Origin of the sequence: Salipiger sp. PrR002, assembly GCF_010500775.1 — a bacterium.
Lineage (GTDB): Bacteria > Pseudomonadota > Alphaproteobacteria > Rhodobacterales > Rhodobacteraceae > Salipiger.
The window spans coordinates 18,046-42,566 of the sequence record NZ_JAAGOU010000015.1 but is presented as its reverse complement, the minus strand read 5'-3'; the positions used below and the strand labels follow the sequence as shown (position 1 = coordinate 42,566).

Genomic DNA, 24,521 nt, shown 5'->3' with positions numbered 1-24,521 from the left:
AGCTCACGACACGAAGATGTAGTCGAGATAATCGATCCGCAGCGGCTCGCCGCCATCCGGGCTGCCCGAAAGGGACACCACGTCGCCCGCCTCCAGCGCGACGCCAAAGGTCTGATGGGTGGCAAAGGACGTACTGTTGACGATGTTGCTGCCGGCGTCCTGATCCCAGATGAAACTGTCGATCAGCAGATCGTTCACCAGCAGATCAAGCTGCGACTGGCCGTCGGCCTCATCGAAATGGCCCAGCGTGAAGTTATAGAGCCCCGTCGCATCGGCGAAGGCGAAGCTTGCCACATGGCCCGCCGACCCGCTGGCTTCGATGAACTGGCCGCCAGATCCGTGGCCGTTGTTCTTCACCGTAAAGCCCTCTTCCAGCGTCATATCCTCGGCCTCGATCCGCACCGGGTCCGAGCTGGGCGGCGGCGTGGTCGCGATGCTGACGTTGAAGCTGGCCAGAGAGCCGTTCGCTGCCACCGCGTTGCCGCTGGTGTCGAGCACCTCTCCGCCATCCAGCGCGACGCTGTAGACGCCGTTGTCGCCCGCGTCCCAGCTGCCGCCGGGCGCGGCGACCGTGTAGGTCGCGGTGCGCGGCGTGCCATCGCTGCCCGAGCTGAGGCTGACCCCCGTCACCGACAGTGTCCCGCCCGGTCCGGTCACCGTAAGATCGCCCGGATCGATGCTCGAGACGTCGATGCCCACGTTGTCGGTGAAGGTGACCGAGACGGTGGTGGTGCCGCCTCCCGCCGCCGACACATTGGCCGCACTGGCCGAAGTGACCACCGGGTTGGTGCTGTCGGTCGGATCGCCACCGCCGCCGCCTCCGCCGCCGCTTGTCGGCACGAAGTCGAGGAAGTCGATGCGCAGCGGCTCTCCGCCATCCGGCGTGCCCGAAAGTTGCAGCACATCCCCCGCGTTCAGCACCAGATCCGAGATCGTGTGCTCTGCGGCAGAGGTGCTGTTGACGATGGTGCCGCCCGCATCCAGATCCCAGATGAAGGTTTCGACCAGCACATTGTTCACCAGCACGCTGAGCCGCGACTGACCGTCGGACTCGTCGTAGTAGCCGAGCGTCAGATCATAGGTCCCCGCTGCCGCGGCAAAGGTGTAGCTGGCGGTATGCGCCCCCGAGCCAGACGCCTGAATGAACTGATCGTTCGAGGCGTGGCCGTTGCTCTGCACCGAGAAGCCCTGCAACGAGAGGCTTTCGGCCTCGACCCGGAAGGGATCGCCCACCGGAGCGCTGCCAATGGCGACCTCGAAGCTGGTCAGCGAGGCGTTCGGCGCCACCGCATTGCCGCTGGTGTCCAGCACCTCGCCCGAGAGCAGCGCGACCGTGTAGCTGCCCTCGTCCGCCACGTCCCAGCTGCCGCCGGGGGCGGCGAGCGTGTAGGTGGCGCTGCGCGGCGTGCCGTCGCTGCCCGCATTCAGGCTGACCCCGGTCACCGAGACCGCCCCGCCCGGCCCCGACACCGCAATGTCGCCGGTGTCGATGGTCGAGACATCAATGGCCACATTGTCGCTGAAGGTCACCGTCACCGTGGTGGTGGTGCCGCCCTCGACGGTCACATCCGGCGCACTGGCCGCCGTGACGACCGGCGCAAAGGTATCCTCACCGGTAGAGACGAAGGCCGAGTTCGACGCGCCGCCCGAGGGTGCGCTGCCCTTGTACATCTCCCAGAAGTCGACGTGGAAGCCTTGGCTGCGGCCCGCCAGCGTGATGGTGTGGAAGCCCGCGGTGAGGTTGAACGAGGCGGTGAAGTTGGGATCGGACTCCGACACGCTGTCGATCTGCCCCGCCCAGCCCCAGTTCGTCGAAGCGCCGTAGAGTTTCACGAAGCCGCCGCTCGACACGCTGTCGGTCGAGTTGGTCTGCAGCGCCTCAGCGTCATCGTCGATGCGCAGCCAGATGTCGTTGCGCTGGTCGCTGGGATCGTTGGTGTCGCGGGACGAACGGACGCGGAAGTTATAGACGCCCTCTTCGCCCTCGGGGATGAACACCTCGTAGACAAGGAAGCTGTCTTGCTGCGGCGCATTGATCGCGGTGCTGCCCGCTTCCGAGCCCCAGAAGTAGTGGCCGGTTCCTTGGGTGTTGTCCTGCGTGCCCGGATCATCTCCTTCGACATAGGTCCATTGGCCACCGGGGTTGGTGCCGCCATTGGCGTTCGGATCCTCGACCTGCACCTTGAAGCGCGCCGAGCTGCCCGAGCCGATGATCTGGTAGTAGCCCTCGGCTCCGGTGCCGCCGCCTCCGCCACCTTCGACCGGTCCGCCCTGATTGGTCAGATAGACCCGGTCGGTGGCCCCCAGCGGCATCTTCGAGCCGGAGTCGATGACCGCCGCGCCAACCACTGCCGGAGCCGTGTCGAACCCGTTGGTGTACGCGGTGCCGCCGAAGTCCTGACCGCTGTCAGGCGTGGTCCAGTCAAAGGCATTGTCCGGCAGCGTGGCCGTGCCGCCCGCCCCGATGACGATGTCATAGAACTGGAAGTCGGCGGCGTTGCTGGCCTGGAACTCGGGGTGTGCGTCCGCCAGCCGGTCTTCGACCAGCTGCGCGATGCCGTTTGAGGTGTTGGTCACCGGGTTGAGGCCCCGGCTCAGCGTGACGCGCACCGTATCGCCCGGCGTGCCCGCGACGATGATCTCGGGGATCGTGCCGCCGTAGGTGCCCGTCGAGGACGATCCGGTGCCATTCACCGAAACCGTTGCCGTGGCCGCGCTGACGTCCTGCGAGGCAAAGCCGGTGCTGCCGGCCTGCGTGCCCTCGCCGCCGACAAAGCCCGTGGCGAATGTGCCGTCATCGAACATCACGGTGAAGCTCGAACCGATCAGCTCGGCCCCCGACACGCCGCCCACGTCCCAGCTGTTGACCGCGCCAGCGTCGATCGACGCCTTGGTCAGACCGGCCACCGAGTTCGGATCCATATCGCCCGAGAAGCCGATGGTCTCGCCGGTGTCGAAACCGCTGCCATCGGCCTTGATCACCAACCCGCGGAAGCCGCCGCTGGAGGCAAGGCCGGTGCCCGTGGTGTTGGGCAGAGGCGCGGCCCCGGCAAAGATATAGCCGCTGCCGGTGTCAAAGAACGCACCCGTCTCACCCGCACCGCTGTTGATGGCGAAATCCTTGGCGACGCTGTCGCCGCCCGAGCCATCGGCATCGACCACGCTGTCCCCGTAGAGCGCATTGCGGAAGTCGATCACCACCGCAGCGATCTGCTTGTCACCGGTGTTCTGCAACTGGAACGAATTGGTGCCGTAGTTCGAGGACTGCACGTTGTCGTTGCCGTCCATGATCCGCAGCTCTGCGCTGCCGACCGCGCCGGACCCGTAGCTGCCATTTGCATCCACATCGGTGAGCGCCTGCAGGATCGACAGGGCGTCGTCGGGATTGGAGGGCGGATCAACCGGCCCGCCGCTGCCCTCGGTCAGCTTCATGCTCTCGACGCCCATGGTGAAGGCACCGCCCGCCCCGAAGTCGGTCGAGGTCACCCCGAAGGCCGGGATGATCGAGGAGGTTCCGGCCAGAACTCCGGCCATGGCGCTGCCCGCATCCGGGGTGACCGTTCCGACGGTTCCCGAAGCCAGCGTCGCGCCAGTGTCATCCAGCAGCTCGTAGAAGCCGGTGAAATTGCCCGCCGAGACATCCGCCGCCAGCGTCAGCTTCACCTGCGCAAAGCTGGTGGCCGTGACGCTGCCCGGATAGGGGATTTTCAGATCCGTGCCCGAGAAGCTGCCGCGCCCAGAGATCTCGAAACCGTCACCGGGGTTGCCGGTGACCAGCTTGATGAAATCGCCATCCACGCCGGTCGAGGCGCCCGCCGCGCCGGTCAGCGAAACGATCAGCCCGTATTGCGAGAAGGTCTGCAGTTCTGTCCCGCCGAACACCGGATTGTCGAAGACGCCCTCGAAGGTGAAGTCGCTTGCGACGTCGGCAAGGAAGGTGAAGGCCTGCTGGCCGTCATTGGTGTCAGGATCGCTGGTCTGGAATTGCAGCCGCCCGCCGCTGACCTGCGCCCCGTTGTTGGTGGCGTAGTTCAGCTCGGCACTGCCGTCGGCGGTCTGCGCCGCGCCGGTGAACCCGGCGGCAAAGGGCGAGGTGCCGTCGGCCATGGTGGTGAAGTCGAGCACGACCTCGCCGAGGTCCGAAAGCACCACACCCGCGTTGGTCGCATCATAGGCGGCACGGTCGGCAAGGTTGGCGATGCCATCGCCGTCAATGTCGCCATCTGCCGAGTTGATCAGACCGTCACCGTCGAGATTGCCGCCAAGCTCCTTGGCCGGATCATACCCAACCGGAGGCTCACCGCCGCCCAGCGACAGGGTCAGCCCCTGCACCGTCTGCGCATTGAGGTTCGGGGTTTCGGCCAGGTCCGCGACCTCGCCTGCGCCCAGCGTAACCTCGATGGCGCTGCCATCGACCCAGCCGCCGCTTGGCGCGGCGATCTCGTAGCTGGCGACGCCGCCCGCAAAGCCGAGGAAGCTGACCGCCGCCGCGACCTGCGCTCCACCGATGGCAAGCGACAGATCCTCATCGCCCAGCGTGCTGGCGTCGATGCCGCTCAGATCGCTGAGCGTGACATTGACCAGAAGCGGCGAGATCTCATCCGCCGGGTTCGACAGGCCGATCACCGCAGTGGGCGCATCGGTGTCGACGATCGGCTCACCCGAGAGGATCTCGATGGCGTTGACGATCGGGTTGTCCGCGCCATCAATCCCATCCTGCAGGAACGAGATGTCGAGCACCCCGTCGCTGACCGTGGCCTGATAGCTGATCACCGTCACATCGCCCGCAGCCCCGCTGGCCGAGGGGTCGAAATTGTCCAGAACGCCCGTGGTCGTGCCCTCGACGCTGATGTCAAAGACCCGCGAGCCGCTGATCTGATTGGGCACGTAAAGCTCGGCCATATAGAGCCGCACGAGGTAGGTGCCGTTGCCCAGCAGATCGCCCACCGGAACGCTGTAGGTGAAGGGCGCATCGGACGAGCGCGCGGTGTCGAGCACCGTCTCGGGCACACCCTCGGGGATCGCGGCGAGCGTGCCGCTGTAGCCTTGGATGTCGCCCCGGTCGTTGCTGGTGGTCAGATAGGGGCTGTTGGGCGCACCATTGCCATCGCCGCTCCAGACCGGGCCACCGTCAAGCGCGGCAACCTCGGGGCCAAAGGCGTTGATCCGCAGCAGCACGCTCGGGCCGGTCTCTCCGCCCGTCACGTCGAGCGCAAAGCTCACCGGCACCTCGCTGTCGAGCAGCCCGTCGTTTGCATAGACGGTGATGTCGTAGCTGCCCGCCGCGGTGGTATCCGCCACCTGCAGTGTGGTGCCGTCGAGCGTGATGCCCGCCGGCAGCGGCGCGCCGCCTGCCAGTTCCACCCGCAGCACCGGCACATCGCCAAGGTCCACATCCGCCAAAACCAGCGCCGAAAGATCAACGCTTGTCGGCGTGCCCTCCTCTGTCGCGGCGGGCGCGATGGTGCCGCTGATCGTCGGCGCCTCATTGACGCCAGTCACAGTGACCAGAAGGTCCGCAGGCGTCACGGTAGAGCCGTCGCTTGCGGTGACCGTGACCTCATAGACGTTGTCGCCGTCAAAGTCGGTCGGGTTTTCGAAGTCGGGCGCCGTGTTGAACGCCAGAGCGCCGCTGCTCGGATCGATCGAGAAGAGCGCCGCATCGGCCCCGCCGCCGATTGCATAGGTCAGCGCGCCTCCCTCGGGGTCGGTGGCCGGAATGACGCCCAGATCGCTCTCGTTCTCGGCGATCTCCAGCGCAGCATTCCCGGTGAAGACCGGCGGCAGATCCGCCAGAGCCGAGGTCAGCTGCACGTTCGAGAAGGTCAGATTGGCGATGGCGTCGCGGTCGTCATCATTGATGAACACCATGTGCGAGAAGTTCTGCCCGGCGAACTCGCCCAGCGGGATCGCAAAGCTGACCGTGCCGTCACCGGCGCTGTAGCCCGCGTACTCCTGCCGCGCGTAGTTCGACCAGTCCTGCCGCCCCGCCAGCTGGAAGAGGATCTGCTGCGAGTTGCCAAAGCTGTTGTTGGTCTCGAGCCCGATGCCCATGATCTCGCCGATCTGGCTGGCGCTGAACTCAAAGCGCAGCACCGTCTCGGCGTCGATGGTGAAGCCGCCGGGCAGCGCCACCTTCTTCCAGGTGTTGCCGGTCAACTCGATCGAGGTCGGCGTCACCGCGATGCCCTCGGGGGTCTCATCGTTGCCCGCGTAAGAGGTGATCTCGAAGCTGCTGAAGTCGATGTCGAGGATACCGTCATCGACCGGCGTGCCGACCACCACCGTCGCCGTGCCCGTGGCGGTGCCGCCGCGCGCATCGGTGATCTCATAGTCGAAGACCGCAGTGCCGACGAAGCCCGCCGCCGGGATGAAGAGCACCTGCCCATCCTCCAGCGACACCGTGCCACCGCTGCGCGCGGTCACGCCGGTCAGGGTGATCTCATCGCCGTCGGCATCGGTGTCATTGCCGGTCAGGTCGGCCGCAGAGAGCGGCAGCGCCACATCCGTGTCAGTAGCAAAATCGTCCTGCACCGCCACCGGCGCGCTGTTGACGTTGAGTGTCACCGTCGCGGTATCCGTGCCGCCATCGGGATCGGTGATCGTGTAGACAAAGCTCGCCACTCCGGCAAAGCCCGGCGTCGGGGTGAAATAGATCAGCCCGTCTTCGAAAAGCACCTCGCCGTTCACCGCCGCCGAAACCCCGGTCACCGTCAGCGCACCGCCATCGGGATCGCTGTCATTGGCCAGCAGATCGGCGGGGAAGATTGTCGCGGCCTCGCCGCTGGCGATGGCAACATCCGGGTCATCCACCGCGATCGGGTCGAGATTGGCCGCGGTGCTGCGGACGAACTGCAGGTTCGAAAAGGTGCCGGTGGCCGCATCCGCGCCGTCATCGTCGTTGATGAAATGCAGATACTGGAAGCTCTGGCCCGCCCATGCGCCAAGCGGGATCTCGAAACTGACCTCGCCGTCGCCGGACTGATAGGTCCGGAAGCCCTGCTCGGCGTAGGCGCTCCAGCCCTGCGAGCCGCCCAGCTGGAAGAGCACCTGATCGCCCTTGCTGAGGAAGCTGTTGTCGTTGCCGAGACCGATGGCCATGATCTCGCCGGTCTGGCCCGCCGAGAAGGTGAAGCGCATCACCATGTCCGCGGTCACTTCCAGCGGCTCGGCCAGCAGCAGCTTCTTCCATGTGTTGCCGATCAGAGCCAGCGTCGCGCCCGCATCTGCGATGCTATAGGCCCCGTTCAGGTCCTGATTGTCGAAGGCGCTAAGCGCGCCCGCGTCGAACACGATGTCGGTGATTCCGGTGTCCGGCGCTTCGGGCAGCACTTCGACGGTGACCGTCGTCGTCGCCGGTGCGCCGAACGCATCGGTGATCGTGTAGTCGAAGCTGGCAGTGCCGGTGAACCCCGGCGTCGGGGTAAAGCTGATCTGCCCGTCTTCGAACAGCACCGTGCCGTTCTGCGGGTTGTCGACGCCCGCAAAGCTCAGCGCATCACCGTCAGCATCGCTGTCGTTGTCCATAAGAACCGCAGGCGTGAGGATCAGCGTGCCGTCGATCACCACCTGCGCTTCGTCGGGCGTGGCGGTGGGCGGCGTGTTGGGCGCGCCGTTGACCGTGATGATCAGGCTTCCGTCCTGCACGATGCTCTGGATCTCACCGGGGCCATAGGTTTCCGCCAGCGTCACCGTGGTATCGACCGCGCCGTCGCCATCGCTGTCGATGCCGAGGATGGTCGAGCCGTTGGTCACCTCGATCACCGAGGCGGTGCTGCCCGCCCCTTCGACCACCAGCTGATCGCCAGCGGTAAAGCCCGAGACCGTGGTGCCATCCAGCTCCGTTCCCGTGCCGGTGACCGTGTCATTGCCGCCATCGGTGAGGTCGACCTCGTCACCCACGCCCGAACCGACGCCGATCACATTGTCACCGCTGGTGCCTTTGACATGCACCGTGCCGCTGCCCGTGGCGTCGAAATTCTCGACGGTGCCGGGCATCTGGTAGGGCGTGCCGGAGCTTCCGACCTCGCCGCTGCCGGTATAGACCACGGTGTCGATCTCATCGGTGCCGCCTGCGTCATCCGCAGGCAGGTTGCCCGGATCGTCGACCTGCTGCTGCCGCTCGGTCGAGTCGTTCACGTCCAGAAGCAGCGCCGCGCTGGCATCGGGAGAGACGCCGACCGTGTCGTCATCCACATCCACACTGACCGAAAGCTGCGCCAGCGTCTCGTAATCCAGCATCACGCCAGCCTGCAGATGCAGCTCTGGCCCGGTGCCCGGATCGACGATCTCGAAGAGCGCCGCATCCGCCCCCGACAGGCTCAGCGCGTTGCTGCCCAGCCCATCGTCGGTGATCACGATGTCGGCGATCTTCACCGAACTGGTGGTGTCGACGTTCTCGTCGATTGAGGGGAGTGCATTGGCCAGCGCGACGCCCGGAGCGACATTGGCCACCGGGCCGCTGATCTCCAGATAGTCCCACTCGCCGGTAAAGCGGTTGGTATCGCCATTGCTCCAGTCGGTGATCGCCACACCATAGGCGATGCCGCCCGTGCCGCCGGTGAGCGTGTTCTGCCCCGCCAGCGCCGCCGCCAGAGAGCCGGTGATATCGCGGGTCGCGGTGGTGATCGTCGCGATCACCGCCTCGCTGGCATCAAGCAGGACCGCCGTGCCGATCAGCGTCGCCACGCTACCCGACTTGTCCACGTCGAGTCGGAACACCACTGCGGCGATGTCCTCCTCGACGATCGTGGGCGACTGCGCGCTGAGCACGATGTTCTCTTCCTTGAGGCCGGTCAGGCTGTTTTCCTGCGCCAGCTGGATGCGCGGATCATTGCCCGCGCCGCCGAGGACGAACTTGATGTAATCATCGGTGCCCCCTGCCCCGAGGGTGATGCCGAACGAGGCGTATTGCAGCGGGATCGCGCCAAGGAACCCGGCCTCGATCCGCCCCTCGACCGAGAAGCTGTCGACCCCGGAGACATCGGCGCCCGACTGGTAGTTGTCCTTGATCGTGTTGTTGGTGCCGGTCCCGGTGGAATAGATGTCCGTCTCGCTGGATTCGATCTTCAGTTTGCCGCCTTCGACGAAGCTCGTCGCCTCGGTCGTGCGGTCGCCATAGGGGTCCTCGGCAGAGGTGCCCGCCGGGCTGAAGGCCGGGTTCACGAGGATCCCCGAAAAGCCCGCTTCGGCGCTGAAGAGATCGGCCGTGTCAGTGTCGAAGTCCTGACGGAAGCTGACGTTCTCGGCCAACACCTTGCCCATGCCGTTCTCGCCGTCATAGGCGAAGGGATCGGCGGTGTTGAGAATGCCGTCACCGTCGATATCGGTGGGATCCGAGCCATCGCTCTCCACCACCGCGCGCAGCGTGACGCTGGTCAGCGCGCCGCCTTGGTTGAGCCACAGCGTATAGGTCCCGGCCCCGAGCGGCGCGATGAAGCCGGGGAAATCGGCCCCCTGCGCATCATTGGGATCGCCAGCGGCAAGGATCGGCAGCAGGTCGTTGTTGAGGTTGCCGTCGCCATAGACCATGCCCGCCAGCAGCCCCTCGCTGCCGTCGGGGGCACCGGTCAGCGGATCGACGGTAACCGCGCTGCCCTCCTGCAGCCCCATAAAGCCCGCGTTGTCGGTGCTGGTCGACACGTAGCCATCAAGCACCAGCGCGCTCAGCACCATGCCCTCGGGCACGGTGAAGGTGATGTAATCGCGGTCGCGGTCGCCCGGCTGCCCGTCACCCTGCTGGCTGGCATAAAGGATATTGTCGCCGATCTGCATCGCGCCAATGTCGCTCGGCGCAAGCCGGTCGTCCGAGAAATCGCCGACGACCACCGGATCGGCCCCCCCCGCACCGTCGAGGTCATGGCTGTCCGCCGGATCGTCCTCGGTCAGCGTGGCGGTGCCCGTGGCGGCGGCGGAATTCACCGCATAGCCCGCGGTCTCCACCGACAGCAGGGCAACGGTCACCGTCTCGGCGCCATTCCAGCGCGTGTCGGTCGGCACCGGCACCACATAGCTGGCCGCGCCATCGACGAAGCTCAGCGTGACTGGCGTCGAGGCACCATCCACCGACAGCGTGACATCGAGATCGCCGGTGAACCCGGCATCCGGCACGCTCAGCGTGAAGGTGACATCCTGATCGACGCCATCGCCGATCTCGGCAATCTCGCCCGGCCCTTCGATCGAGACCAGCGTCTCACCCGTGCTGGGCGCCGCGCGCACCACGATGGCGCTGATCTTGGCGTTGTCCTCCGCGTCAGCCCCAAGCGCGTCGAAGACCACGTTGAGCTGCCCATCCGACACCACGGCATCAAAGGTTTTGACGATCTTCACCAGCGGCGCGCCGGTGCCATTGCCGAGCACCCCATCGCCATCGTCGAAGAGGTCATAATCGTCGAGCACCGTGTCGCCCTCGATCTCCACGTCGAAGACGCGCGAGTTGATACCATTGCCGTTGTTCACCCCTTGGAAGGTTTCGGCGAGGTAGAGCTCGACCACATAGGTGCCGTCGGGCAGGTCCACGTCGAGCGAGAAGCTGTTCGCCCAGCGTTCCGAGGTGAACACATCGTCGGGCAGCGCCGCGCCGGTAAAGGTCTGGCCGCTGCCATTGTTGTTGGCCCCGCTGGCGCTTGCGCCGGACAGGTCCCAGAAGGCGGCGTCATCAGCCACAAAGTCCACGTCGCCCAGCCCATAGGCCGCACCGTCCACGGCGCCGCCCCCGGCGTTGATCGCCAGCAGCACCTCGCCCGGCTGCGGAGCCGAGGCGAAGGTCAGCGTCACGCCGTCGCTCTCGCCGCCCGCGTTGAGGTTGGGCGTCGCCGCCAGATCGGCGATCTCGCCCGCCACCACGCTGGCGGTATAGGCCCCCTCGGCCCAGCCACCGGTCGGCGCCGCGACGCTGTAGATCGCCGTGTTGCTGGCCTCATCGAAGGAGCTGAGGCTGATCGCGCCCGCCACGCTCGGCCCGCTGACCGAGATGTCTTCGCCGCCGATGCTGGACGGGTCGATGTCCGAGGCATCCGCATAGACCACCGTGACAACCATCGGATCGGTGTCGGCGGTTGGCGCGGTCACGGTGACAGAGGCGCTCGGCCCGGTGGTGTCGCCCACCGGATCGCCGGTGTATTGCGGCGAGGACACCTGAAGGAAGTCCCAGTTCGCCTCGAAGCTCGCAAAGCCTTCGTTGTAGTCGGTCGAGGTCACCCCGACCTGCGCGCTGCCGGCCTCGATGGCCGCCAGCACATCCGGCGGCAGCGCCACCGGTGCCGCGGTCAGAAAGCCCGAGGTCGCCTCGGGGCGCACGCCGCCAAGGATCGCGCCGCCCGCATCGTAGAAGGTCACGATCTGCGCCGCCTCGTCGGTGAGCGTATCGATGCGGAGCGACAGTTCGACCTTGGCGATATCGGCCAGCGCAAAGGGCACAGCGGCGGCTGCGGAAATATCCGTCAGCAGCGGTTTTTGGTCGAGCACATTGTGCGACCACATCTGCACCGCGTTGCCGCCATTGCCGCCGAAGATCAGCTTGAGATGCTTGCCCGCATCCTGCCCCAGCCCATCCGCCGTGGCGATGACGATGCCCAACTGCGCGTAGTTGGGGATCACGCCAGTGGTGATGCCCTGATCAGCCAGCGCCTGCGGGAACGGGTTGTCGAATTGCGTGGTGATGTAGATCTGCTCAAGCCCCGCGTCCGACAGGTCCATCGTCTTGACGAAATCGTTCTTCGAGGCGGTGGAATCCACCGCCGAAAGGTCGCCGTTCGACGTGTTGACCACCAGCTTGCCGCCGCTCACCGAGACGTTCACCGTCGCGTCGAGCGCGCCACTTCCGCCCAGCGCATCGTCAAAGCCACCTTCGACCAGCGGCGCGCCTTCGGTCTCGAAATCCAGATCGAGCAGCTTGCCCCCGGCAGGAACCTGCAGGCTGCTGTCGCTGGCAGCGATGGTCACCGTGCCGGTGCCGCCGTCGATGACCGCATCGCCCGAGATCATCGTGGCCGAGGTGATCGTCACCGCAAAGCTTTCGGCGCCCTCCTCGTCGCTGTCGTTGATCGTCGGAATGGTCACCTGCAGGAAGTTCTGCCCTGCGGGAATGACGACCGGAGAGGCCGGGCTTGCCGGGCCATAATCGTCGCTCGTCGCAGTGCCCGGCGTCACCGTGAAGGCGATGGTGACATCCTCGCTGCTGTCGCCGATGCGCGTGAAGGTCAGCACCGCGTCCTCGCCTTCGTTCACCGAGACGTCGGCGACCGAGACGGTGGCGGGCGTGTTCGCGGCGATGGCGTCATAGACCACGATGGCGTTCCAGCCCGGCTCGCCCACATCCGCATTCACGTCGATGACGATCTGCCCGTCGGTGACGGTGACGGTCTTGGTGATGAAGGTCGGCGTGTCCGCCCCGCCCGCATCCGTGAAGGCGTCGTAATCCGACACCCACGGCTCGCCATTGATCGTGTAGTCGCCCTGACGGTTGCCGCCCGTGGTGTGATAAAGCTCGGCAAAGTGCAGCTCGACCACATAGACCCCGTTTTCGATGGGATAGCTTGCGGTAAAGGACCCGGCGGCGGAGTCGCGGTAGGTGTGCAGCGCCGAGCCGTCGAGCGCGAGGTTCGATCCGGTCGCACCCAGCAGACCGTCGATGTTGCTCGAAGTCTTCGAGTTCGGGCTGTAGTACGCCGGATCGTCCGCCTCCAGATCGATCCCGAGGATCGTATCGCCGGTGATCGCGCCGCCGTAGGTGGTGTCATTGTCCCCATCCAGCGCAGCGGTGCCATTGCTCACCGGGCCGACGTTGATCGCCAGCGCCAGCGCGCCCTTGACCAGCGTGTCGAGCCCCGGCTCGAGGATGAAGGCACCGCTGGACGCAGCTGTGCTGTTGCCCGCCGCATCCTGATAGGCACCGGCGGCGATGGCGATCTCGCCCTCACCGTTCGGCCATGCGTTGCCGGTCGCGGTCAGAGTGTATTGCAGCGTCGCGGTGGTGCCGCCGTTGCTGAGCGTGACCTGCGGCGCCGAGACGGTCTCGGGCACGATCCCCGAGAAGACCAGTTCCGAGCCGTCCAGACCGGCAAAATCGGCTTCATCAAAGCCCGCGTTGTCCTGCAACTCGACGGTGGCGGTGCGGGTGCCGTCCTGCACGCTCTGCGGGTTGTCCACGTCGATCGAGACGATCTCGGGGTTGGTGGTGTCGGCGGGCGGTTCATAGGTGCCGCCCACTTGCCAGACCACAAGACCCGAGAGCTTCGCTTGGTCGACCTCCTTGTTGAACTCGATGTTCAGGACGCCGTCATTGACGGTCACCGCGTAGGACTTGATGACCTCGACCCCGGCCCCGCCAGCGTCGTCGATGATGTCGTAATTGTCCTCGACCTGCGTGCCCTCAAGGAACACGTCGAACTGGCGAAGGTCATCCGGATCAGAGCTGTTGACGAAACCGTGGTAGATCTCCGCATAGATCAGATCGACGAGATACTCGCCGTTCTCGACGTTGATGGCATAGCCCCAGTTGTCCACCGAGGCCGAGGACCGTTCATAGGCATGCACCGCATCCAGCTCGGTCCCGGGGAAGTCGTAGGACAGCGACGTGGCATTCGAATAGCTCTTGAAGTCGCCGGTAGACGTATAGCCATCCCCCGCGCCACCGGCGGTATTGGCGACGAAGTCGACCAGTTGCTCGCGCACGGTCACGCCTGTGACGGCCGGGCCGCCGGCGTTGATGGCGATCACCGGGCTGAGCGCGGGCGCGGTGCTGACCACCAGCCCTTCAGAGCTGTCGGTGAAGTTGAAAATGCTGTTTCCGTCTGCCGGATTGAAGTCGACAAAATCCGGCCCGGTAAAGGCGATCTGGCTGCCGTTGATCGTCACCAGCGCCGATCCCGCGTCATAGCTCACATTCAGCCCGTCGGTGGTGACCCCCGAAATGACCAGCTGATCGCCGGGCGTAAAATCGGTGATCTCATCGCCATCAAGATCGGCCAGCGTGCCGACAATCGTGTCGTCGCCATCGCCCGAGGTCACGGTATTGGCGCCGCTGCCCACGACAATCTTATTGTCGAGCGCATTGGCGGTGATTGCGTAATCGGCACCCGAGCCGGATCCATCGAACTCCTCGACATCGGAAGCCAGCGCAAGGTTGGTCTCGCTGCCGGTGTAGATCACCCGGTCATATCCCGTGGTGCCCGCCTGCCCGACCTCCGCTGCGGTCGTGGCGTCGATCTCATTGCCGAAGCCTTCGATCTCGATGTTGTGGAAGTCGATCGCCTGCAGCGGGTTGCCGTCACTGGTCTCGGCCACGACGCCGATGGCGGCGCCCGAGCTGAGCGTGGTGTCGCCGTCGCTGATCGTGTGATCCCCGGTCAGCACATCCTGCAGCACGCCCGCAGGCAGGCTGAAGTTTCCAAGGTCGATCTCGGTGAAGGCAGTGCCGCTCAGGCTGGCGTCATCGCCGAGACGGTAGAAGGCGCGCACCGCAAAGCCGTCGTCGATGTCGATCTCAAGCCGCAGGTCGATCAGCTCGTTGCCGCTGGCCGTCAGATCGGGCACGGCGATTTCGGCCAGCGCAACATAGCCGGTATCGCCCAGCTCATAGCCGACCTCGATCCCCGGCACGCCGCCGACCTCGCCGAACACCAGCCGCAGGAAGTTCGACTGCGTGCCGTCGCCATAGACCATGCCCACCAGCTGATCGGCGGCGACGCTGCTGCCCAGAACCCAGTTCTTGGCGGTCACCGTGGCCACCACGCGGCCAACATCGGGGTCGGGGATGAAGGCGGTCTGCAGCGCATCGCGCGCGGTGTTGGCCTGACCGACCATCGTGCCGGGCACCACCTCTTTGATCTGCAGGATCGGCGCGTTGCCACCGGGGATGATATTGCCCGCGATGTCAAAAAGGCCATCAGCCTGTTCCGAAGAGTTCAGCAGATCCCCGGCGTTCTGCAGATAGGTGCCGGTGCGCGCATCTTGGTTGGCGGTCGCGCCAGCCTCTTGGATATTGTCGGTGCCGGTGCTGCCCGCCAGCGGCCCGGCCAGAGAGTTCGGCCCGTCCAGCGCCGCGCCCAGCAGACCCGTGTTGCCCGCCAGCGTGCCGTTGAAATCGGTCGACTGCGGGTTGAAGTCGAGCACGATCTTCTGCCCCGCCGACAGATCAAAGCCGTTGCTCGCGCTGAATTCGAAGGGGTCGTTGTATTTGTCGACGCCATCAAGGTCCCAATCGTCCGGATCGACGATCTCGGACCCCGCCAGCGGCACCGCGCCGTTGTTGGGCTGCAGCACTTCGATGTAGACGGTGAAGCCGCCCTGATTGTTCTGACCGTAGACCGCCGACCAGATCGAGCCCTGGAACGGCTGGCTCAGCCCGCGCTCGGCAAAATCGTCACCGATGGTGGCCAGACCAAGCGGCGCGCCAGAGCCCTGATAGACCGCGCGGTCGGTGGCCTGCGCATTGGTGCCGCCGGTCGAGGACATCGAGCCGTCTTCATTGCGGCCCATGATGATCAGATCGCCGCCATTGTAGACGCTGGCGATGATCGCGCCGGACATCTTCACATTGCCCTCGTCCATGATGGTCGAGGTGTATTCCGCCAGCCCGTTGATCGAGCCCTTGCCGCTGTCGAGCGCCCCGTCGGTCTTGCCCGCCTCGAGGTAGTTGCCCTCGACCGGGTTCACCCAATCCACGATCTCGGCAATGTCCGAGGGCAGACCCGCCTGCCCGAGCAGCGTGCCGCCCGCGGGCGCAGTGCCTCCGGCCACCACCGCCACGCCAGAGCCATCGGCCATGGCGTAAATGTCGTATTCGACGCCGGGGGTCACCGCGATGACCTTGTCGGTCAGATCTCCGGTGCCAAGCGCACCGCTGCCCGCTTCGACCTCTGCCAGCCACGCCGCGACCTGCGTGTAATCATCGGTGCCCTCGTCATAGCTCGAAAGGTTCGAGACCAGCAGATAGGCGTTGTCCGTGCCGCCGCCCGGCGAGAACAGCAGGCCCGCCTTGGCACCCTCGGCGCGCGTCGGGTTGGGATGGCCGCCATAGACATAGGTCAGCCCATCCGGGCCGGTGTAGGTGGTGACGGGACCATTGCCGCCCACCGACAGGCTCCGCCCGTCGAGATCGTCGGAACGGGTCACCTCGTGGAAGTTGTCGTTGTTCGAGGGGTTCCAGCCGCTTGGCTCGTTGATGTCGTCGCTGGAGTTGCCGTCGCCATTGTTGAGGTTGGTCGCGATGTAGTCGGGATCCTGCGCGTAATCGGTGGTGCTGCCGTTGTCGCCCGCCTCGCCGATGGGGCGTCCGCCCCAGCTGTTGTTCGCGCCGTTGTCATAGGTCCAGACGCGGCCGTCCTCGGTCACCTCGACGTCATAGGCGTTGCGGTAGCCGGCCGAATAGATCGACACGAGCCCGTCATAGGCGAGCTTGGCGCTGTTCAGCCCGTCGTTGCCGCCGTTGGGATCATTGGTGTCCTCTGTGCCGCTGCGGGTCGGATCGTCGAGCGTCGGCAGATCGTAGATATAGCTCCGCCCGTCGCCGTCGGTCTGCGCGCCCATGGCCTTCAGGCCCGAAACATCGACTTCGAGGATCGCCGCCGAAAGCGGCTGCTCCTGCTGGCCCGCAAAGTTGTTCGACGGCGCGCCGGTGTTGGCATTGCCGCCCTGCGCCACGATCAGCCGTTCCGAGATCAGGATGCCGTTCTCGTCCACCTCCTGGATCATCTCCAGACCGTTGGTAGCATGGTTCTCTTCCGAACGCGGCAGGCCGCGGATGATGTCCACCTGATCCCACGAATTGCTGCCGTTCTGCTCCATCATGGTGATGACGCCGGAATTGGTGTCGAGATTGGCGTCGTTGCCAGATCCCCCTGCCCCGATGCGCATGTCGCTGGAGGTGACATAGATCGTCGTGGCCGCGACATTGCCCGCCGCCTCGGTCGTCAGATTGCCGTTTGAATCCACGTAAAGCGCATTGCCAGCCGCATCGTATTGCTGCGTCACGTCGATCCCGGTGACCTGCCGGCTGCTGCTGCTGCTCAGGCTGCCGTCGTCATTGTGGTTCTGGATATCAAGCTGCATCGACACAGCGGACTCGACGTAGAACGAGACGGTGTTGTCGCTGTCGCTGGGATCGGGGTCGCCGAACTTGACGGTGAGAACATTCACCGTACCGCCGTTTTCAGTCACGTAGAGCCGCCCATCCGGGCCCCAGACCAGCGCGGTAGGCTGCGACAGGGACACCTGACCATTCAGATCAAGCGAGCTGGACGAGAAATTGTTCGAGACGACCATGATAATGCTCCGGCACCTAAGGCGGCCAGAGAGCGAAATTTCTTATGAATCTATAACTTAAAAAAACAAACCCCGGGAAAATCCGGAAAAGGCGAAACCGAACAGAGATTTTAAAGAAACTCTCTCCCAGGCGAAAAATGAAAATTAAAAAATACTTATTGGAAGCGTAGAAACAAAACCAAATTGTGTCAAGAGATGGTATGTACATATTTATCAAAGACTTAGACAGGTAATGTTGGAAATTTTAGGCACAACCTAAAGGAATAAAATTACGCTGCGACCGCAAAAACAACCCAGAGATGTCGCCTGAAAGGGGGACTCCCCCAATAAAAGGTCAATACGCGTGACCGAATATTCATACCAGAAAACCCCAAGAGCTGATCTACTATTAGTTGAGCTTTAAATCAGCAAACCCGGCTTCTCAAATTAAACACTGCACGGCGGATCCGAAATTCGATCACACCCGCTTGCGCCCCTTTTTCTCTGCCGACAATTCAATATCCGCCGATATCCCTCTGCAGCCACGCCGAACATGGCGCTTGCTGTAAGGCCTGCTTTCAGGCATGTGACCCCATCCACAGCATCGACATGGCAGCCGGAAAGGATCGGGTCATGGATTACAGCAAGATGGGCGGCGCGCGCCCGGGGTCGAACAAGCCCAAATTCAAGGCCGAAGACCTCAAGCGCGAAGGCAAGGCCGGCACCGGCGGAAAGGCCAGCAAGGCAGAGCTTCTGGCGCGGATGAAAGCGCAGAACGAGTCGAAGAAAACCGACTGAGGCGCATGCCCGCTTGGGATCAGGCGGACCGCCACAGAGCGCAGGCCGGTCCGGCACTCGCCAAAATGAAAAAGGCGCGGGATGTCCCGCGCCTTTCGTCTGTCCGGAGGAAAGCTCCGATCAGTTCTTTGCTTTGTCGACCATCTTGCCAGCCGAGATCCACGGCATCATGCCGCGCAGCTTGGCACCGGTCTCTTCGATCATGTGCTCGTCGTTGGCACGGCGCGACGCTTTGATGGTCGGCTGGCCCACGGCGTTTTCGAGCATGAAGTCGCGGACGAACTTGCCCTGCTGGATGTCGGTGAGGACGTCCTTCATCGCCTTCTTGGTCTGCTCGTAGGGCAGGATGCGCGGGCCGGTGACATACTGGCCGTACTCGGCGGTGTTGGAGATCGAGTAATCCATGTTGGCGATGCCGCCTTCATAGATCAGGTCGACGATCAGCTTCACTTCGTGCAGGCACTCGAAGTAGGCCATCTCGGGCGCGTAGCCCGCTTCCACCAGCGTCTCGAAGCCGCAGCGGATCAGTTCCACGAGGCCACCGCAGAGAACCGCCTGCTCGCCGAAGAGGTCGGTTTCGCACTCTTCGCGGAAGTTGGTCTCGATGATGCCCGAGCGGCCGCCACCGATGGCCGAGCAATACGACAGGCCGATCTCAAGCGCTTTGCCCGAGGCGTCGTTGTTCACAGCCACGAGGCAGGGCACGCCGCCGCCTTTGGTGTATTCGCCGCGCACGGTGTGGCCCGGACCCTTCGGCGCCATCATGATGACGTCGACGCCAGCTTTCGGCTCGATCAGGCCGAAGTGCACGTTCAGGCCGTGGGCGAAGGCGATGGCAGAGCCTTCCTTCAGGTTGTCATGCACGTATTTCTTGTAGGTCTCGGCCTGAAGTTCATCGGGCATGGTGAACATGATCAGGTCGCACCAGGCCGCCGCTTCGGCGATGCCCATGACCTGCAGGCCTTCCGCTTCGGCTTTCTTGGCCGAGGGCGAGCCTTCGCGCAGGGCGACGACGAGGTTCTTGGCACCGCTGTCGCGCAGGTTCAGCGCGTGAGCGTGACCCTGGCTGCCGTAGCCGAGGATCGCCACTTTCTTGTCCTTGATCAGGTTGATGTCGCAATCACGATCATAATAGACGCGCATGGGTCTTTCCTTCCTTAGTGTGCGGGCGATTGATCGCCGCTTCGTTGTGAGGGACAACATAGGCACCGCGAACCGATACGGGTTGCGTTTTTCTTGAGTATTTGCCGGAAAGATGAAAGATCATTCTCGGAATGATCGATTAACGGCGAAATCATGCTTGATGATACCGACAGGCGCATCCTGCGCCAGTTTCAGGCCGCACCGGACCTGCCCGGCGGCGAACTGGCCGAACGCGCGGGCGTCACCGCCTCGACGCTGGCGCGGCGACTCGCCGCCATGCGCGAGAAGGGCGTGCTGCGCGGCACCCGCGGGGTGATTCACTGGCCCGCGCTTGGCTATGAGTTGGAAGTGTCCCTGCGGGTGACCCTCGACAAGACCGCCCCCCGCGCCTTCGACGAGTTCATCGACGCCGCCCGCAAGGTGCCCGAGGTGATCGAGATCCAGACCTTCCTCGGCTCGATCGACGTGCGGCTCGCGGTGATCGCCCGCGATCTTGCGCATTACCAACAGCTCTACCGCGGGCAAATCCTGCCACTGCCGCATATCTCCGACATCGAGGCGCTGATGCATGTGGCACTGGTGCGCTCGGACGAGACGGTGCCGCTATGAGACCGGAGACCGCGTGATGGACCTCGACGACATCGACCGCGCCCTCGTGCGCGCGCTGGCCGAAGATGCCAGCGCCAGCGCCGGCGCTTTGGGCCGCAAGCTCGGCCTCTCGCAGCCCGCTTGCTGGCGCCGCATTCAGCGGCTGCGCGACGCGGGCGTGTTCCGCAAGCCGCGGCTCGATCTCGACCTCGAAGCGCTGGGGTTCGGCGTCACCGTCTTTCTGGGTGTGAAACTCGCCACCAAGGGGCGGGTCAGCCTCGAGGATTTCGAGCGCGCCGTGTCCGCCATCCCCGAGGTGCAGATCGTCGAGCATGTGCTCGGCGCTTTCGACTACCGGCTGCGCGTGGTCGCCCGCGACCTGCCGGATTTCGAACGGGTGCTGCGGCGGCGCATCATGACCCTGCCCGGCGTCGGCCATGTGGAAGCCAACGTCGTGCTGAGCGAAGAGCGCCGGCCCGGTCCGCTTTCCGGCCCGCTCTGACGTGCTCCCCATAGCGTGATCGCGACCATCGGAGGTTTTGCCAATCCCGGCGCAACGCGCTAACCCCCTCTGCAACAGCAAAGGAGTATGCCAATGGCGCTGCGCAAGGATGTGGACCCAAGCGGTCTCGATGAATTCTCGGTGGTCTTCACGGACCGCTCGCTCAACCACATGTCCGCGGCCTTTCAGGAGGTGATGCGCGATATCTCGGCGGGCCTGCGCGAGGTCTATGGCGCGAGCGGCGTCGCCATTGTGCCCGGCGGCGGCACCTACGGCATGGAGGCGGTGGCCCGCCAGTTCGGCCGCGGCGCCAAGGCGCTGGTGGTGCGCAACGGCTGGTTCTCCTTCCGCTGGAGCCAGATTTTCGAGACCGGCGGCTTCGGCGGCGAGGTCACCGTGATGAAGGCCCGGCCCACCGGCAACGGCCTCGAGGTGCCCTTCGCCCCCGCACCGATCGAAGAGGTCACCGCGAAGATCCGCGAAGAGCAGCCGGACATCGTCTTCGCGCCGCATGTGGAAACCGCCGCGGGCATCATCCTGCCCGACGATTATGTCACCGCGCTGGCAAGCGCGGCGCATGAGGTCGGCGCGCTGATGGTGCTGGACTGCATCGCCTCGGGCTGCGCCTGGGTCGATATGCAGGCGACCGGCGTCGACGTGCTGCTCTCGGCACCGCAGAAGGGCTGGAGCTCCACCCCCTGCGCGGGCCTCGTGATGATGTCGCAGCGCGCGCTCGACCGGCTGGACGAGACCACTTCCGACAGCTTCGCGCTCGATCTGAAGAAATGGCGCGACATCACCGCCGCCTTTGAGGCGGGCGGCCATGCCTATCACGCCACCATGCCCACCGACGGGCTGCGCATGTTCCGCGACGCCATGGCCGAGACCCGCGCGTTCGGCTTTGCCGAAGCCAAAGCCGCGCAGTTCGAACTGGGCCGCCGGGTGCGCGAGCTTCTGGCCTCGAAAGGCGTGACCTCGGTCGCCGCCGAAGGCTATGGCGCGCCGGGCGTGGTGGTCAGCTACACCACCGACCCCGAGGTGAAGAGCGGCCGCGCCTTCGCCGAGAAGGGCACGCAGATCGCCTCCGGCGTGCCGCTGCAGGTGGATGAGCCCTCGGGCTTCTCGACCTTCCGACTTGGCCTCTTCGGCCTCGACAAGCTGAATGACGTGGACGGCACCGTGGCGCGCCTCGAGAAAGTGCTCGGCGAGGTGCTCTGAGCGCCGCCCCCGTACCAGAGCCTAAACGGGGGGCCAGCCCCCCGTACCCCCCGGGCGTATTTTCAAAGAGAAGAAGACACCCCGCTTCTTCTCTTGCCAAATACGCCGGGGGTGAGCCGCGCAGCGGCGAGGGGGCAGCGCCCCCTCCTCTTCCCGAGCCGCCCGCGCCGGGCTAGACTGAAGCCTTCGCCAACAGCAGGCCGCGCCATGGACCATCCGCTCATCGACCTGATCAACGCCCGCATCGCCAAGGCCGACGCCGAGGGCGCCTTTGACAATCTGCCGGGCGCCGGCAAGCCCCTGCCCGCCTGCGACGATCCCGAGAACGCGGTGATGACCCGCATTCTCAAGGACAATGGCGCGGTGCCCGAGGCGGTGGCGCTCCGCCGCCAGATCGCGGCGCTGCGCGACGAGCTGCGCGAGACCGCCGACCGCGACGAACGCCGCAGGCTGATCCGCGAGATGGCGCTGCTAGAAACGAAATTCGAGATCGCCCGCAAGCCGCGCTGAGGCTTGGCCTTTCCCGGCCCGCATGCCAGAACTTCCCCCGAAACGCCGGAAGGGAGCAGGGATGGTCACGGTCAAAGAGCAATACGAAAGCTACCCCTACCCCGAACGTGATCCTGCCGATGAGGACAAGCGGCTGATCACCGGCTCGCCCTCGCACCCGCTGGAGATGGACCACTGGCTCTGGCGCGGCTGCCGCGACTGGTCGCAGCCGCTGCGCGTGCTGGTCGCCGGCGGCGGCACGGGCGACGGGCTGATCCAGCTCGCCACCCTGCTGAGCAAGGCCGGCAAGCCCTATGAGATCACCTATCTCGATCTGTCCACCGCCTCGCGCGCCGTCGCCGAGGCGCGCGCGGCGCGGCGCGGTCTCACGGGCATCACCTTCCACACCGCCAGCCTGCTCGATGCCCCCGACTATGGCCGGTTCGACTATATCGACTGCTGCGGTGTGCTGCACCATTTGCCCGACCCCCAAGCTGGCTTTGCCGCGCTGCGCGCTGCGCTCGCCCCCGGCGGCGGCCTCGGTTTCATGGTCTACGCGCCCTATGGGCGCTCCGGCGTCTACCCGCTGCAGGAGGCCTTTGGCGCGCTCTTTGACGGCCTGCCCCCGCAGGACCGCCTCGCCCGCGCGCAGCGCATCGTCGCCGAACTGCCCGAGGGCCATCCCTTCGCCGCCAACCGCAACCTTGGCGATCACCACGCCTCAGACGCGGGGTTTTACGATCTTCTGCTGCACGGGCAGGACCGCAGCTATTCGGTGCCCGAGCTTCTGGAGACACTTGGGGCCACCGGCTGGCGCCTCGCAGGCTTCACCACACCGGCGCTCTACGATCTGGCGCAGATCACCGAGGCGCCCGAGGGTATGCCCGCGGAAACACAGATGGCGCTGGCGGAAAAGCTGCGCGGGACGATCCGCATGCACACCGCCTATGCGGTGCCCGACAGCCCGGAAGAGACCCGCGCGACGCCCGCAAACCGCAGCCTCGTGCCGCATCTGCGCGGCGTGCAGCGCGCGCCGCTGGCCAAGGCCGTCGCGCAGGGCCGGCCCCTGCCGGTGAAACTGGGCGGTGTGGAGACCACGCTGACCCTGCCCAAAGGCACCGCCGCCGCCCTCGCGGCAATCGACGGCCGACGCAGCCTTGCGCAGATCGCGCAGGCGGCGCGGCTCGATCCGATCACCTTCGGCACCGCCTGGGCGCAGGTGCACAAAGCGCTCGAGCCTTGGGGGCTGCTGCTCTACTCCGCGCTGCTGCGCTGAAACAGGCTCACTCGTAGCTGCGGGTGTCCTCGATCACCACACCGTCGCGCGGCAGCGCCCCCGGCGCCACGATCTCGACCTTGCCCTTGAGCTTCAGCACCTCGGCCACGCTGCCCTCGAAGGCTCCGGCATCGCCCGAGGCGGTCTCGATCCGCACGGTCATCACGTCCATCTCGCCCTCGCGACTGGCCACCACGCGGGCGCGGTCGATCTCGGCGTGACGCGCCACCAACGCCGCCACCTGCTCGGGGCGCACGAACATGCCCTTGATCTTGGTGGTCTGATCGGCCCGGCCCATCCAGCCCTTGATGCGCATATTGCTGCGCCCGCAGGGGCTGACCCCCGGCAGCACCGCCGACATATCGCCGGTGGCGAAGCGGATCAGCGGGTAATCGGGGTTGAGCGTGGTCACCACCACCTCACCGACCTCGCCCTCGGGCACCGGAACGCCAGTGCCTGGCGTGACGATCTCGACGATCACCCGCTCGTCCACCACCATGCCCTCCATGCTCGGGCTCTCATAGGCGATCATCCCCAGATCGGCGGTGGCATAGCACTGAAGGCACGAAATGCCCCGCTCGGCGTAGAACGCCCGCAGCGACGGGAACAGCGCCCCGCCCGAGACCGCCGCCTTGGTGATCGCCAGATCCACCCCCAGCGCATCGGCCTTCTCGAGGATCACCTTGAGATAATCGGGCGTGCCGGCATAGGCGGTGACGCCGACATCGGCAGCCGCCCGCACCTGCAACTCTGTCTGGCCGGTCCCGGCGGGCAGCACCGCCGCCCCCACCGCCCGCGCACCGCTTTCAAAGATCATCCCGGCGGGCGTCAGGTGATAGCCAAAACAGTTTTGCACGATGTCACCGCTGCCGATCCCGGCGGCATGCAGGAACCGCCCCAGCCGCCACCAGTCATGACCGCCGCCGCCCGGCTCATAGATTGGCCCCGGCGACTGGAACACATGCGCAAACCCCGAGGCGGGCCGCGTGGTGAAGCCGCCGAAGGGGGCCGCCCCGGCCTGCGCCTTGCCCAGATCGGACTTGCGCAGCACCGGCAGCCGGGCCAGCGCCGCGCGGCTGGTGATGCTTGCCGCATCGACACCAGCCAGAAGCTCGGCATACCCCGGCAGCCCCTGCGCACGGGCGATCTGCTCCGGCAGCGCCTCACCCAGAGCGGCGGCGCGCGCCTCGGCGCTGCGGGTCTCCAGATCGTCGTAATAACTGCTCATCCGAGCCTCCTTCTCAAAGCCCAAAGCTCACAGGC

9 protein-coding genes are annotated in these 24,521 nt (G+C 65.5%); 6 read left to right on the top strand and 3 right to left on the bottom strand.

What is annotated here, in order from left to right; translation table 11 throughout:
• Positions 1-3: 3 nt before the first annotated feature.
• A complete protein-coding gene (locus tag G0A00_RS15770; protein WP_164183695.1) occupies positions 4-17,265 on the bottom strand; it encodes a malectin domain-containing carbohydrate-binding protein in 17,262 nt (5,753 codons plus the stop codon).
• Positions 17,266-17,877: 612 nt separating this feature from the next.
• Here G0A00_RS15770 and G0A00_RS26385 point away from each other — a divergent pair.
• On the top strand, positions 17,878-18,042 hold the full coding sequence (locus G0A00_RS26385) for a hypothetical protein (protein WP_193789551.1): 165 nt from the start codon (positions 17,878-17,880) through the stop codon (positions 18,040-18,042).
• 120 nt (positions 18,043-18,162) lie between these two features.
• Here G0A00_RS26385 and ilvC read toward each other — a convergent pair whose 3' ends face one another.
• The gene (ilvC, locus tag G0A00_RS15765) at positions 18,163-19,245 is read right to left on the bottom strand and encodes a ketol-acid reductoisomerase (RefSeq protein WP_164183693.1); all 1,083 of its coding nucleotides are present in this window, start codon (positions 19,243-19,245) and stop codon (positions 18,163-18,165) included.
• 93 nt (positions 19,246-19,338) lie between these two features.
• On the opposite strand from ilvC, the gene G0A00_RS15760 reads away from it, so the two are divergent.
• From G0A00_RS15760 to G0A00_RS15740, 5 genes are all read left to right on the top strand, one after another.
• A complete protein-coding gene (locus tag G0A00_RS15760) occupies positions 19,339-19,794 on the top strand; it encodes an Lrp/AsnC family transcriptional regulator (protein WP_164183690.1) in 456 nt (151 codons plus the stop codon).
• 13 nt (positions 19,795-19,807) lie between these two features.
• Positions 19,808-20,275, top strand: a complete 468-nt coding sequence (locus tag G0A00_RS15755; RefSeq protein WP_164183688.1) for an Lrp/AsnC family transcriptional regulator — start codon at positions 19,808-19,810, stop codon at positions 20,273-20,275.
• A 93-nt stretch (positions 20,276-20,368) separates the two neighbouring features.
• The gene (locus G0A00_RS15750; RefSeq protein WP_203595402.1) at positions 20,369-21,493 is read left to right on the top strand and encodes an aminotransferase class V-fold PLP-dependent enzyme; all 1,125 of its coding nucleotides are present in this window, start codon (positions 20,369-20,371) and stop codon (positions 21,491-21,493) included.
• 207 nt (positions 21,494-21,700) lie between these two features.
• Positions 21,701-22,003 carry a DUF1992 domain-containing protein gene (locus G0A00_RS15745; protein WP_066108659.1) on the top strand — a complete coding sequence of 101 codons (303 nt, stop codon included), beginning with the start codon at positions 21,701-21,703 and terminating at the stop codon, positions 22,001-22,003.
• Positions 22,004-22,064: 61 nt separating this feature from the next.
• On the top strand, positions 22,065-23,258 hold the full coding sequence (locus G0A00_RS15740) for a bifunctional 2-polyprenyl-6-hydroxyphenol methylase/3-demethylubiquinol 3-O-methyltransferase UbiG (protein WP_164183684.1): 1,194 nt from the start codon (positions 22,065-22,067) through the stop codon (positions 23,256-23,258).
• A gap of 7 nt (positions 23,259-23,265) precedes the next feature.
• Here the strand turns inward: G0A00_RS15740 and G0A00_RS15735 are convergent, their stop codons facing one another.
• Positions 23,266-24,486 carry a phenylacetate--CoA ligase family protein gene (locus G0A00_RS15735; protein WP_164183682.1) on the bottom strand — a complete coding sequence of 407 codons (1,221 nt, stop codon included), beginning with the start codon at positions 24,484-24,486 and terminating at the stop codon, positions 23,266-23,268.
• Positions 24,487-24,521: the final 35 nt, after the last annotated feature.